Source organism: Bacillus sp. FSL K6-6540 (genome assembly GCF_038007545.1).
In genome coordinates, this window is record NZ_JBBOXH010000002.1 from 96,877 (window position 1) to 111,171 (window position 14,295).

A 14,295-nucleotide genomic window follows, 5' to 3' on the forward strand; every position below is an offset into this window, starting at 1 on the left:
CAGAAGAATATCAAGATTTTATCATTTTTTCCTTTTTTTATTAAATAAGTAATGCTTTTGTCCAATCTGTTTTTGAGCCTAATTCCATGTTTAATAGCCCTAATCCTACACCTACAGCTCCATCCAATAGACCGACGTACTGCAAAGGTACTGCTTCATTCCCTTCAATTGATTCATAATTGTGGAACCCAAAGATATAATCCTTGTCATAGTAGCTCATAATTTTTTGTTTGATCTTTTGAAGCTCTTCGTTAAAAAATTCTTGTCCAGTGAGTTGATTCACTGCAAGCAAAATCTGGCTTATTCCACTATAGCCATGGCATATCGTAGGAGAAAAAATCCCCTGTATATCAGATGCTGTGCACCTTAAATTCTGTACACCTATATTTAAAAATCTAGTATTTTGAAGTGCTTTTCCCGCTTTAACAATCGCAAGACATACTCCAGGTCTCCCATAGCACCAAGCATCTCTACTAAAATTTAGAGCGTTAGGTGGAGATCCGTATTGATACTCCTCAAAGCTTATATTTCCTTTCCAAAACAAGTTGCCTTGATCTTTTTCAGAAAATCCCAGTAAGAAATCTACCATTTTTTCAATTGCACGTTCTTGACCCTTTACTTTAATTCCCTGCATGAGTGCTGAAGATAGAATGCAAATAGGACCAGGTATCCCATGTGCTAATCCCATATTAAAGTTTCCATTTGGATAAGCTTTTTTTTCGATATCTGTAAACTGATGTTCAGATGGAATATGCCATCCAGGAACTTTTTCTCCATTCATGGTAATGTCTTCAGTTAATCTAACCAGATACTTTAAAATATCAATTAACAAATCCTTCATTGCCTTATCTTCTTGAAATAGCAGAAGATAACTTGCAATTCCACTGACACCTTCTATTACATCGTAGTCACTCATATACACTTCCCGCTGAGAAAATTCAGTTAACAATTGAGGTACTACTTCAGCCAAATATTCGTTAATACGGGAAATGAAACCTTTGTAATAGGTGAAATGTTGCGATAAACAGACAGCTGCAAGTCCAATGCCAGCTGCTCCGGAAAACATAGATGGAGTATGCAGCCCTTTTTCTTTTATTTCATTTACTAAAATCGATAAATATTTGTGTCCTAAGTCGTCCCATCCTTCCTCAGGAAAATGAGCGTGCAATTCGCCATACAGCATACATATGCCTGGTATACCATGACTCAATGCGGTCGGCTTCCAAGGTATAAGAGGAACTTCACCAATACTGAGGAAGTTATCTTTTTTATTCACTATTTCAAGTACTTTATCGTAATTAGAAACTTGTCGAGCGATTTCCTTCACCAGTTCAACTTCTATCCCTGATACAGCGCCTCTTCCCATTTAGTACCGTCCTCCTCTAGCGGATTCATATAGTTCTCGGATTCATCCATCTTTTTATACAGTGGACATGTTTTTAATAACTCTTCATGTGTTCCTATTCCTACTATTTCCCCTTTATCCATAACAATGATCCGATCTGCAAGTTTAGCAGCAACCAATCGATGGGAAATAAATATTCCTATTTTATCTTTTGACAAACTGAAAAAAGTATCGAAGGTTTCTTTTTCTGCAATTGGATCCAGCGCAGAACTTGGCTCATCCAAAATATACAAAGAAGCTTCCCTAAAATAAGCCCTAGCCAAAGCAATCTTTTGCCATTGTCCGCCGGATAATTGCCTTCCTTCATCAAACCATAATCCAAGCTGTGTATCGAATTGATAGGATGAATGACCTTTTAAAAAATCAGCTTTTACAATATCGAGGACCTCATGCATTTTATTTGTCTGATGTAGTTTATCAATTTGTCCAAATCCTATATTTTCCTTTAAGGTCATTTCATATTTCATGAAGTCTTGAAAGAGTGCCGCAATTTGTTCCATATAACTGTCCATATCCAATTCTTTAATATTTACTCCATTAACCAAAATGTCACCTTGCTGAACTTCATATAATCCGGTAAGGAGCTTAATGAATGTACTTTTCCCTGACCCGTTTGGCCCAACAATGGCTATTCGTTCTCCTTTATTCAATGAAACATTAATATGATTCAGTGTCTGTTCTTCTTGATTAGGATAGATAAAGCTGACATTCTGAAAGATAACAGAATGAATAGGCTCAACAATTTGCTTCTTATGACCTTGATTTTTCTCTTCTCTTAATTCCAGAAATTCATACAATTGATTCATATAGAGATTGCTGTTATAGATGGAATAAATGCTAGTCATGATAGACTGTGAGTGACTTTGCACCAGCGAAACAGATCTGATATAACTCATCACATTACCGACCATTATTTTTCCCGCAAAAGCAGACATAATAGCAATAAATATAATGACAGCTCCAACTAATTGCACTGCAATCTCATATATTAGGTTCAAATAAGTTTTCTTTCTCAATATTTTTGTATCTTGATCAATAAAGGATTTTTTAATATCCCAGTATTTGTTTAATAAATAATCTTTAAGGTTATACAATTTTAATTCTTTAAAAGAAAAATCGTGTGTGAGTATATAACTGATATACCACGATTTCCTTTCCTGTCCTGCTCGTTTCCAATGTATAAAAAATTCTTGCTGTCCAATCTTCAAAAAATAGAATAGAGAAATCACTGGAATAACCAACAAGAGCAGCGAAACTTTAGGGTTCCATGACATCAAAAATGCAATTGATGAGAGCAGAGTCACAAATGATGTGGTCATTGTAATGATGGCTTGAATGATTTGGTAAGGTTTATAGCTGATTTCCTTAGTTACCCTTTCTAATTTGTCATATATTTCAGGATTTTCGAAATCCTTCAATGCTAGATTACTGCTCTTTTTCATGACTTTATAGTTTAGTTTATAACCAATATTTAATTGGAATTTGCCATTATAATATTCAGAAACCTGAGAGATCAGCTCCGAACAAAATGATACGCCAAGATATGTTAAGAAAATGGAGATAACAACTGAAACATCTTTGCGTATAGTCACAAGGGAATTAATCAATTCTTGGGAAATATAGAGTGAAACAATTGGCAGAATACCGGTAATAATACTGAATAAAATTAACTTTAAAAACAGTGATCTTTCTAAGGTGAAAATTAATTTGATAGTCTTAGGCATTTGTTTCATGATAAACAGCAGCTCTTTTAGCTTTAGTTGTTCCTTTACTTCCATGCTAAACTACCATTCTTCTTTTGATATCTCTGGGCATATAAAGAGTGTCTGCAAAGTGTAAGTATTTTAGTTTCCATTTCTCTATCAGTGCCGAATAAACGATTGCAATGTAGGTGAATTACACTACCTATGCGTGAATATACTGCTTCTTTGTTATCAAATGCCTTGTTTATTAAGCATGCATAATTAGCTGCAGCTATTTTTCTAGTTTTCAATATTTCATATAATATTCTGCCATCACTTGTTTTTCTGAGATTATCCCATTCTCTATCAGAGTTGCATATTTCAATATACATTTCTCTATCCTTCTTAAATTCAGTACGATACTCATTCTGCAGGCAATTTTTTTCTAAAAACGTTAACTGCTCTTCGAACGTAAGCTCGAACTGTTCTAAAAACTGTATGACAGAAACCATACCTGCGATTTCCTTGCTTATCGCAATATCCTTCATGCGATGCATTCTGATCATCGTTTCAACAACTTTGCTATCTTCACAGAAAACCTGTTCTGCAGCATCCATTAGGTCTAGCCCGCCATATCGTTCTATTTCCCTCTCATATTGGGTGATAACAAACTCAGTAACCAGTCCTTTTTCTCTTAAGCTTTTCAGCCAATTCAATAATTGTGGAAATAAACTGTACAGCACCTCTGCTTTTCCATTCAATCTAAGTCTTATATGAGGCTTCGGATCTCGATACCTCATAAAGAAATGTCTAACTGGATATTGATCAGAAATCTGGTTATAAATATCCGCTATTTCAAAAGCAATTAGCTCTTCTTCTCTAGTTTGTTTACAATAAAGTTTAATAAACAGCCAATCTTCAAATGGCATTTTAATTCTTTCGGATCCATTTTCCTCTACTGAGTTAAGGACCGGTAATTTCAATGGTTTTTCTGGTTTTTTCCTGATCAGCGGAACAACGATTTCCCCCGAATAGACATTTTGGTTTCTATCCTTTAAAGCATTTGCATCAAGCTCAGCAGCCACAAGTTGTAACGGATGGTTATGATTCGTTTTTTTAAGTTCCCAGAAAAAAACATCTAAAGTACGATCATCTTCTATATCAATTAATAATCGATTGTCTGCGTTAACGATATAAAATCTTTGCGGAAGATCATAAGTACGATGAAATTCAAAAAATGCAGATTTCACCTCGTCTATCGATGAATTCGAATGAATGCTTAAATCACTTTTGTGTATCAGCCATTGTTCACATGATAAGATTATTTCTTTATATTTGATTTCAGGAATATACTTAAAATCACTATAGATGCCCATCCACGGGAAATCATTCCACTTCCTTTTGCCATCTCTTGAAATTTCCAATAAAAATCGTAAGACATTTGGCATTAATAAAGGATTAAACATATGATTTGATTCAAAAGACAGAATTTCGCCAGTACATTTATGTTTGGCATAAAAGATATGTTTTTTATCGATTCCAATTAGAACATCTTCAGCTTTAACAGAATCATTGTGATGCAAGACACTGTTTGTAAAAAGGTTCATTTCTTTTTCCCGATAACTTACATTTCTTGTTACATTTCCAGACCTGACCTGATTAGGCACAATACTCAGCTCACAAATTTTCTTATTTTTGCCCGTTAACTCTTTTTCCTTATTATGTATTTTTTTTACAACGGCATTGATTGAATCAGATAAGTGAGTAAACCTTCCAAATGTTTTCCCTGCGCGTGTAGATCCGACATTTGGCCCTAAATAAAGCATGACTCTGCCATTGCGCAATTTAACAAAGAAATTGAGTTCAAATGATACTGGAATTTCTTCATCTGCAATTTCATAATTGCAGATTCTATGGAATGTTTCGTCATGTAATTGAATGGGAGCTTTCTTTCTAACTGATTCAAAGTATTTTTTCATAAAAAATTGTTTCATTTCAGGTGAAAATTGATCCTCAAATGATATTTCTTCGAAGAATTCATTAACAGGATTCGTGTAAGTAGCAGGGGCACCAATGCCAGCGTTGGAACAAAGCATTTCTAAAAGAGGAACTTCTCTTTCATACCCATAACGCTCCAAAAACACATTTTTGTACTTTTCTAAGTGGTCTAGTCTTTCTGCGGAGGGAGCAGCCATATAAGTAAACATACTAGCCAATTCACTTATCGCAAGAGATGTTTCATTATCTAGTTGAATGGAGGAGTCACCTAAACCCGTATCCACCTGCAGAGGAGATGAAGTCTTTATGAGTTCGTTCATTGTTTCAATCAGATTTAAATACTGGTCCTCTCCCTCTCCGATAGTGATCCGGTTATATTCATCTATTTGATATTGTATTTTCCTGCAAGCCTGAAGAAGCTCATTTGGAATTCGGCTGCTTTCCGCTTGAGCAATTAAATACTGAAATTGATCTGAAACAGTCATTGGTGGCCGTAAATTTGATATCAGGAACTCTTTGTCAATAAGATCTTCTACGTACTGATTAATTTTGCTTATTGGGGTATTTTCATAGTTCTCTGTCAAACTACGAATAATATCATGATAAGCAACACATTCACCACAAAGTTCATTGATTAGATGGAAAACCGATGTTGCACGAACACTAACCTCTTCAGATTTTCCATCTGTGCTATACAACAAGTAAGCCCGATCACCTTTGATGTAACAAGCGGGGTTTAATGTAAACGAAAGCCGGTCGATGTATTCGTTTTCTAGTTTTCTCATCAATTGATAGAGCCACTCAAAATCAACACGTGCTTTTTTGTAAAATGAATGCTGATTAAAAGATAATTGATTTTTATCGGAAAATGCCCCTATACCCACTGAAGAAAAAAGGCCAAAAGGCGTTGTTCTAGTTGCTCTTCTTGTTGCATACTTCAAAATAGCTTGCTGGAAGTTCCGCTTTTTTTTTCCTTTTAATTTATCGGGCGTTTGAAGGAAAATATTCATTGTGTCATATAGTGTCCTGCTAGATACCAGTATTTGTTCACGAAATAATGAATCATTACAAAGGTCATGCAATAACTGATCTGTATCCTCAGAGTTCTCATTTTTCAAGGCCTGATGTACCAAAGGAACCCGAATCATATAATAATCTGTAGGTGTATATAAGGATTTCATCTTAGTCTTCAACCTCCCATATTTATCCACTTCGATAACAACAACAATTCAACATCCCTTCGTAAAGTCCTCCATTTTATTCATTCCATTCTAAAATTTTCATAATATTCTATTTAAACTATACATTTGAAAAATCAAAAAAAAATCAAGATTCACCCAATAAATCCCATAAAAAAAGGACTCTTTTCCCTTTTAGAAAAGAATCCTTTTTGCTTAACTCGATACACGAATTAACTTTTTTCTGTTTTTTTGTTTAACTGGGTTCAACAATCTTTCAATCCAGGCCATGAGCAAATCCGCCCCTACCGCCATCACCGCAGTTGGTATCGCTCCGGCTAGAATAATCGCAGTTCCGTTTGTCGCGTTTGAGCCGCGGACGATCATGTCCCCAAGGCCTCCGGCACCGACAAATGTGCCGATCGCAGTAATTCCAATGGCAATGACGAGAGCTGTGCGAAGGCCCGCCATAATGACAGAAAGTGCGAGCGGGAGCTCAACCATTCTGAGCACTTGGAATTTCGTCATGCCCATTGCTTTTCCCGATTCTAAGTAGGCATGCTCAATACTGATAATGCCTGTGTACGTGTTTCGAATAATCGGCAGCAGGGAATACAGAAATAATGATAGAATCACGGTATTTGCGCCGAGCCCCATAACAAGCATTAAGACGGCCAGCATAGCGAGCGCCGGGATTGTTTGAATAACGTTTGTTACTGCAAACACCCAGGCTGACAAACGGCGAAAATGCGCGATGAGGATTCCGGCCGGAACCCCGACGACAGCGGCAAATAAAACGCCGTAAGCCGACATGAGAAAGTGGCGGCCGAATTCATCCATGACGTAACTGCCATTCTGCGCGTAATACGTCATTAACTGTTCAAGCACGTTCATTGACCTCTTCCCCCTTTCACGATTCGAAGTAGTGATGTTTTTCTAAATATTCCTTGGCAACGACAGACGGTTCTTTGAGATTGCCGTCGACTTCATAGTTAAGCTCCTGCATCGTGGCTGTGTCGATTTTTCCGAGCATTTTCTTGATGATGCCTTCAAGCTCAGGATGTTCTTTGAGCACCTTTTCCGGAACAACCGGAGAACAGTCGTACGGCGGGAAAAATTGTTTATCATCCTTTAGCATTTTGAGACCATAGGACTTGATTCTTCCATCGGTTGAATACGCAAGCACAATGTCCATTTTTCCGCTTTTCACCGCGTCGTACACAAGGCCGATCTGCATCGGATACGTGCCGCCGAATGTCATGCCGTAGGTTTTCGTAAAATCCTGATAGCCGTTTCCTTTGAGCTTCATCCAATAGTTATCAACGCCCAGCTTTAATTGCGGCGCCCATTTTTTAACGTCTGATACGGTCTCTAAATGGTATTGGTCGGCCAGCTCCTTGCTGACTGTAAAGGCATATGTATTATCAAACCCGTAGGAGTCATACCACTTTAAATCATATCTTTTTTTAAACTCCCGCTGAGTAAGCGCCAGCGCTTTGTCCGGATCTTTTTCAGGTTCCATTCTCAGCGTGCCTGTCAGCGCGTCTCCCGTATATCTTGTGGCGGCAATGTCGATTTCCCCGTTCATTAAAGCCGGCTGCTGCACCGCGTTGGAGCCAAGATTTTTAATCGTTGCTGTTTTGAGATCTGTATGGTGTTCGATCAACTGGCCAAGCATGCTGGCGATGATTTCTGATTCGCTCATGCTTTGCGCGCCGATTTTAATGGTCTGGTCTGCAGCAGCGCTGAGACCAGGAAGCGAACATCCGCTCAGCGTCAGCGTTGCCACAAGTGCTAAACCTATCATTAATTTGAGATATTTTCTTTTCATGAGCCGCCTCCTTATGACAATTCCTTCAATCTCTGCATGCCGGCAGGTGTCAGTTTTCGTTCAGCAACTGCCAGCACATAATCAATCACAATTGCCAATATCGTGACAGGTACCGCGCCCCCGATGATATATTCCGGCTGATATAAATTCAGTCCGATAAAAATGTAATCACCCAATCCGCCGCCTCCGATAAAGGAAGCAAGCGTGGCCCAGCCGATTAAGTAAATCGTCGATGTTCTGATTCCCGCCATGATCACTGGCGCGGCAAGCGGCAGCTCCACCAAGCGGACTTGTTCAGCCGGCGTCATTCCGATGCCTTTGCCAGACTCGAGCAGATTTTTGTTGACGCCGCGAATGCCGGTATACGTGTTGCGAAGAATCGGCAATACGGAATAGAAAAACAAAGCCACAATGGCCGGAACCTTTCCTACACCAAGGAGCGGGATAAAAAAAGCGAGGATGGCCAGACTCGGCAGCGTCTGAATGATATTGACAATGCCGATAATGGTGCCGGCTCCTTTTTTCATTCTGGTAAGCACAACCCCGAGGGGGACGGCAACCAGCACACCTAAGATCACAGCAATGAGCGATATCGTAATATGCTCGTATGTTTTATAAAGAAGCTCGCCCCCATTGGTTTGCAAAAATTGAACAATATGATGCATGACTTATCGCCCCTCCCTATGACAACGCTGCGAGCTGCTTTTCTTCTCCCCAGAGGGAGTCATACACGATGTCGACCAGACTTGCCCTCGTCACAATTCCGATCAGGCGTCGGTCTTCATCCACAACGGGAACATATTTGACACCCCGTTTTAAAATTTTGCGGACCGTGTCGCGCAGCAGTGTGCCGCCCAGTACTGTGTATATATCATCATGTAAAACCTCACCTATGAGATTGGCCTTTTTCCGGCATTGATCAATGATTTCAACATCGACATAGCCTTGCAGAACGTGCTTGTCATCGACGACCAGCAATGAATCGACCCGTTCCTGCCTCATCAGCTGAATGGCCTCAGAAAGCGTTTTATCCGCGGTGATCGTTACAGGCTGTGTGTTCATAATCTGGTCAACCCGTTCAACATCCGGCCTGGATGACTGAATCAGCCGCTCCTTGCCGATAAATTCCTCAACAAATTCGTCTGCCGGATTTCTTAAAATGTCATCGGGCGTTCCAACTTGAACGATTTCTCCCGCTTTTAAAATCACAATCCGGTCTGCCAGCTTAATCGCTTCATCCATATCGTGGGTAACAAATACGATGGTTTTATGTAAGGTTTTTTGCAGTTTTTTAAATTCTTCCTGGAGGGAATCCCTCGTAATCGGGTCGAGTGCCCCAAACGGTTCATCCATTAAGATAAGCGGCGGCTCCGCGGCAAGTGCCCGTAATACACCAATTCGCTGCTGCTGCCCCCCGCTTAATTCATGAGGGTAACGGTCTACATATTCAGGCCCCATATCGACCAATTTTAAAAGCTCACGCGCCCGTTCTTTCCGCTGCTGCTCCGGCCATTTCAGCAGTTTTGGGACGAGTGAGATATTCTGCTGAATGGTCATATGGGGAAACAGGCCGATCTGCTGAATCACATAGCCAATTTTGCGCCTGAGCTCTACAGGATCCTGATCCATGATGTTTTCGCCGTCAATGAAAATCTTTCCGGCGGAAGGCTCAATTAATCGGTTAATCATTTTCATTGTTGTCGTTTTTCCGCAGCCGCTCGGCCCGATAAAGCAGATAAATTCGCCTTTTGCAATCTTAAGATTTACGTTGTTCACGGCTTTTTTGCCGCCCTTGTATGTTTTCGAGACATTTTCTAATGTCAGCAAACATCGCACCTCCAAAATTAAGTTTATTCAATTTGTTCAGTTTAAATTTAATTTTTCAGACAATTGAATGCTTCCCATTATAGAATAAAGTTTATAAAATAAAAAGTTTACAATTTGTTCATATTATTTATAAAGTATGTGTAAACGCTGATTTACCCGCATTGACGTGTGTTGATCTCCTTATTGCTCCAATTTCCTGCCAAATTCTCTTTTGACAGCATTTTCGCCGTATCAAAAATGTGGTATATTGACATCGGAATTGTTAGCTGAAAGGATGAAACCGTTGGAGAAAGATCCGTTAACGATCATTGAACAGGCCGAGGACCATTTTATAGAAAGAATCGCGGAAAACATGCATGCATTTGGAATGCCCTCTACCGTCGGACGAGTGCTGGGCATTATTTATATGAATCGAAAACCGATGACGCTTACGGAATTATCTGAGGCCACCGGCATGAGCAAAACACGCATGAGCCAGGTAGTGCGGGAAATGCTTGATGCCAACATTGCCGAGAAGGTGTTCGAAAAAGGCGTGCGAAAAGATTTATATGAGGTTGAGCAGGACTACTATCAAACATTTATCACGCTGTTTTCAGCCACCTGGAGCAAAGTCGTCAGCAAAAACAAAATGATGCATAAAAAACTCAATCGGGAGCTGCTTAGCGTGTTGGATGAAGAGCTTACTCCTGAAGCGGAAGAAAAAGTGAATGAACTGCTGAAAGAATTAAAGGAATGGCTTGATTATTATAATTGGCTCAGCCGTTTGATTGAGTTTTTTGAGAGCGAAGAAATTTTTAAATATGTGCCGAAGCCGTAAAAAACGCCCTGTCATTACAAGGCGTTTTTTCTTATGCGGCACCTGCCAGATTTTTCTTCTTTCTCTTTTTAATCGGGCTTAATGCTCGTTCAAGCCAGCCCATGACCAAATCGGCAATCACCGCCATCAGAGCTGTGGGGATCGCTCCCGCTAATATAATCGCGGTTCCGTTTGTGGCGTTTGATCCTCTGACGATGATGTCCCCGAGACCGCCAGCACCGACAAATGTCCCGATGGCCGTAATGCCGATGGCAATGACAAGCGCGGTGCGCAGGCCGGCCATTATGACAGAAAGCGCAAGCGGAAGCTCGACCATCCGCAGCACTTGAAATTTTGTCATCCCCATTGCTTTTCCGGATTCAAGATAGGCGTGCTCAATACTGATAATCCCAGTATACGTATTTCTGATAATTGGCAGAAGAGAATACAGAAATAATGACAATATCACCGTATTAGCGCCCAGCCCCATGACAAGCATCAGCACGGCGAGCATGGCGAGAGCCGGGATGGTCTGAATGACGTTCGTGACCGCAAAAACCCATCCGCTTAATCTTCTGTATCTGGCTATCAGGATGCCAAGCGGAATTCCAACAATGGCAGCAAATAAAACGCCGTACACCGACATCAGAAAATGGCGGTAAAATTCCTGCATCACGTAACCGCCGTTTTGCGAATAGTATGTGCCAAGCTGCTGTAGTACTTCCATATGATCCACCTCTTTTCTTAGTCAAAATAATGATGTTTCTCTAAAAATTCCTTTGCTACGACAGACGGCTCCTTCAGCTTGCCATCCACCTCATAATTAAGTTCCTGCATCGTTTCCGTGTCGATTTGCCCAATCAGCTTATTGATCACACCTTCAAGTTCCGGATGCTCCTTAAGCACCTTTTCCGGAATCACCGGTGAACAGTCATACGGTGGAAAGAAACGCTTATCATCTTTTAAGATTTTCAGATCATATGCTTTAATCCGTCCATCCGTTGAATAAGCCAAAACGGCGTCCATTTTCCCATTTTTGACTGCGTCATAGACAAGCCCGATCTGCATCGGATAAGTTGTGCCGAACTCAAAGCCATATGTGCTGACAAAGCCTTTATACCCGTCGCCTTTTCGTTTCAGCCAAGCATTGTCGACGCCTAATTTATATTGGGAGGCATTTTTTTTCAGGTCGGACACGGTGTTAATATGCTCCTTTTCCGCAAACTTTTTTGTTACGGTGAAGGCATATGTGTTATCAAAGCCGTAGGAATCAAACCATTTATAGGAAAAGCGTTTTTGAAACTCGTTCTGCACAATGTTCAGCGCTTTTTTCGGATCTTTCTCCGCTTCCTTGCCGAGGGTGCTTGTTAAATCTGTTCCGGAATAGCGCGTGGCTGAAATATCAATGTCACCGCCCAGCATCGCTTGGTGCTGAACATAGTTTGAGCCGAGGTTTTTCACTAAAGCAGTATTCAAATCTGTATCATGTTCAATAAGCTGCGCGATCATATTCGCTAAAATTTCTGATTCTGTCATGCTCTGCGCCCCGATTTTGATCGTATCGTCAGAAGCGCCGCCTAGACCCGGCAGAGAGCAGCCGCCTAGCAGCATGACAAAGACGAGAGCAAACGCGCCAAGCCATTTGATTTTTGTCATTTTCAACAGTGCCAACTCCTTACGAAACTTCCTTCATCCCTTGCAAGCCTTTCGGCGTCACCTTTCGTTCTGTCACAGCCAGCACATAATCAATAATAATTGCCAGAATTGTGACAGGCACGGCACCGCCAATGATATATTCAGGCTGGTATAGGTTCAGTCCGATAAAAATATAGTCCCCGAGGCCGCCTCCCCCGATAAACGACGCAAGTGTCGCCCAGCCAATTAGATAGATCGTTGATGTGCGGATCCCCGCCATGATGATGGGAATCGCCAGCGGGATTTCAACGAGCCGAATCTGCTCCCAGCCGGTCATGCCAATCCCTTTCCCCGATTCCAGGAGGTTTTTATTTACACCTTTAATGCCGGTATACGTATTGCGCAGGATCGGCAGCACCGAATAGAAAAATAAAGCGACAATCGCAGGCACTTTTCCTACGCCGAGAAGCGGAATAAAAAAGGCTAAAATCGCCAGACTCGGCAGGGTTTGCACAATGTTTACGAAACCGATTACCGCACCTGCGCCTTTTTTCATTCTGGTAAGAGCAACGCCGAGCGGTACTGCAACGATAATGCCCAATACAACGGCTATGAGTGAAATATATAAATGCTCTCCTGTTTTATACAGCAGCTCTCCGCCGTTCGTTTGCAAAAAAGTCATCATTTGATTCATCTTAAAAGAGCTCCTCCCCTGATCAGATCGTCATGAGCTGGTTTTCCTCGTCGCCCCAAATGGAATCGTATACGATATCAACGAGGCTCGCTCTTGTCACAATCCCTGCTAAATGGTTCTGTTCATCGACCACCGGAACATACTTGATCCCCTGCTTCAAAATTTTTCGGACTGTATCGCGAAGAAGCGCCCCTTTTTGAACGGTATATATATCTGAACGGTATACATCGCCAACGATGCTCGCTTTTTTGCGGTTTTGATCAATCATTTCCACATCAACATAGCCCTTCAGCACGTTTTGCCGGTCCACAACGAGCAGCGAGTCAACACGTTTTTCTCTCATCAGCTGAATCGCCTGAGAAAGCGTTTTGTCCGCAGATACCGTCACCGGCGTTCTGTTCATCATTTGCTCTACCCGCTCGATATCCGGTCTTGACTGAATCAGGCGCTCTTTCCCGATAAATTCTTCAACAAACTCATTTGCCGGGTTTCGAAGAATCTCATCAGGTGTGCCGACTTGAACGATTTCTCCCGCTTTTAATATCACAATCCTGTCAGCAAGCTTAATCGCTTCATCCATATCGTGGGTTACAAACACAATCGTTTTGTTTAAGGTTCTCTGCAGTTTTTTGAATTCTTCCTGAAGGGAATCACGCGTAATCGGATCAAGCGCTCCGAACGGTTCATCCATTAAAATGAGAGGGGGTTCCGCTGCCAGGGCGCGCAGCACGCCGATTCTCTGCTGCTGTCCGCCGCTGAGCTCATGCGGATAACGGTCTAAATACTCTGGGCCCATATCCACAAGCTTTAACAGCTCGCGCGCCCGTTCTTTCCGTTTTTCCTCAGGCCATTTCAGCAGCTTTGGTACGAGTGAGATGTTCTGCTGGATGGTCATATGGGGGAACAAACCAATCTGCTGTATCACATAGCCGATTTTTCTCCTCAGCTCAACCGGGTCCTGTTCCATAATATTTTCTCCGTCGATAAAGATCCTTCCAGACGATGGTTCTATCAGTCTGTTGATCATCTTCATCGTTGTCGTTTTTCCGCAGCCGCTCGGGCCGATAAAACAGATAAATTCACCTTTGGCAATATCTAAATCAATGCTGTTCACAGCTTTTTTGCCGCCTTTATATACTTTTGACACTTGTTCCAATTTCAGCAATCCGTGCACCTCCGCAGGTTTCCTTTAAATTTTCTGAAAAGTATAATCCTTATTATAGTTTGAACTTTGTAAAATAAAAAGTTT

General features: G+C 41.1%; 12 protein-coding genes. 1 reads left to right on the plus strand and 11 read right to left on the minus strand.

Annotated features, from left to right (window positions below; all coding sequences use genetic code 11):
* Window positions 1-40: 40 nt before the first annotated feature.
* From MHH82_RS32965 to opuBA, 7 genes are all read right to left on the minus strand, one after another.
* Complete coding sequence (locus tag MHH82_RS32965) at window positions 41-1,366, minus strand: lanthionine synthetase C family protein (RefSeq protein WP_051129459.1); 1,326 nt, start codon at window positions 1,364-1,366, stop codon at window positions 41-43.
* Entirely contained in the window at window positions 1,339-3,183 is a 1,845-nt protein-coding gene (locus MHH82_RS32970) for an ABC transporter ATP-binding protein (RefSeq protein ID WP_038829374.1), read from the minus strand. Before MHH82_RS32970 ends, MHH82_RS32965 begins: the two co-directional genes overlap by 28 nt.
* A complete protein-coding gene (locus MHH82_RS32975; RefSeq protein ID WP_072175068.1) occupies window positions 3,174-6,266 on the minus strand; it encodes a lantibiotic dehydratase in 3,093 nt (1,030 codons plus the stop codon). The genes MHH82_RS32970 and MHH82_RS32975 overlap by 10 nt, the downstream gene beginning before the upstream one ends.
* 213 nt (window positions 6,267-6,479) lie before the next feature.
* Window positions 6,480-7,157: a choline ABC transporter permease OpuBD gene (gene opuBD / locus MHH82_RS32980; protein ID WP_041850528.1), complete on the minus strand. Its 678-nt coding sequence runs from the start codon at window positions 7,155-7,157 to the stop codon at window positions 6,480-6,482.
* Between the two features lie 16 nt (window positions 7,158-7,173).
* The gene (gene opuBC, locus MHH82_RS32985) at window positions 7,174-8,094 is read right to left on the minus strand and encodes a choline ABC transporter substrate-binding lipoprotein OpuBC (protein WP_072175069.1); all 921 of its coding nucleotides are present in this window, start codon (window positions 8,092-8,094) and stop codon (window positions 7,174-7,176) included.
* 11 nt (window positions 8,095-8,105) lie between these two features.
* Window positions 8,106-8,759 carry a choline ABC transporter permease OpuBB gene (gene opuBB / locus MHH82_RS32990; RefSeq protein ID WP_003228370.1) on the minus strand — a complete coding sequence of 218 codons (654 nt, stop codon included), beginning with the start codon at window positions 8,757-8,759 and terminating at the stop codon, window positions 8,106-8,108.
* Window positions 8,760-8,775: 16 nt separating this feature from the next.
* On the minus strand, window positions 8,776-9,921 hold the full coding sequence (opuBA, locus tag MHH82_RS32995; RefSeq protein WP_072175070.1) for a choline ABC transporter ATP-binding protein OpuBA: 1,146 nt from the start codon (window positions 9,919-9,921) through the stop codon (window positions 8,776-8,778).
* A gap of 283 nt (window positions 9,922-10,204) precedes the next feature.
* Here opuBA and MHH82_RS33000 point away from each other — a divergent pair, with 283 nt between their 5' ends.
* Complete coding sequence (locus MHH82_RS33000; protein ID WP_014478002.1) at window positions 10,205-10,738, plus strand: GbsR/MarR family transcriptional regulator; 534 nt, start codon at window positions 10,205-10,207, stop codon at window positions 10,736-10,738.
* Window positions 10,739-10,769: 31 nt separating this feature from the next.
* Here MHH82_RS33000 and opuCD read toward each other — a convergent pair whose 3' ends face one another.
* Genes opuCD through opuCA form a run of 4 tightly spaced genes read right to left on the minus strand, consistent with a single transcriptional unit; the run spans window position 10,770 to window position 14,211 of the window.
* Window positions 10,770-11,444 (minus strand): glycine betaine/carnitine/choline/choline sulfate ABC transporter permease OpuCD, encoded by a 675-nt coding sequence (gene opuCD, locus MHH82_RS33005; protein ID WP_015714713.1) that lies wholly within the window; start codon window positions 11,442-11,444, stop codon window positions 10,770-10,772.
* A gap of 17 nt (window positions 11,445-11,461) precedes the next feature.
* Complete coding sequence (opuCC, locus tag MHH82_RS33010; RefSeq protein WP_072175116.1) at window positions 11,462-12,373, minus strand: osmoprotectant ABC transporter substrate-binding lipoprotein OpuCC; 912 nt, start codon at window positions 12,371-12,373, stop codon at window positions 11,462-11,464.
* 19 nt (window positions 12,374-12,392) lie between these two features.
* Entirely contained in the window at window positions 12,393-13,046 is a 654-nt protein-coding gene (gene opuCB / locus MHH82_RS33015; protein ID WP_003228349.1) for a glycine betaine/carnitine/choline/choline sulfate ABC transporter permease OpuCB, read from the minus strand.
* A 22-nt stretch (window positions 13,047-13,068) separates the two neighbouring features.
* A complete protein-coding gene (opuCA, locus tag MHH82_RS33020) occupies window positions 13,069-14,211 on the minus strand; it encodes an osmoprotectant ABC transporter ATP-binding protein OpuCA (RefSeq protein ID WP_003243370.1) in 1,143 nt (380 codons plus the stop codon).
* Window positions 14,212-14,295: the final 84 nt, after the last annotated feature.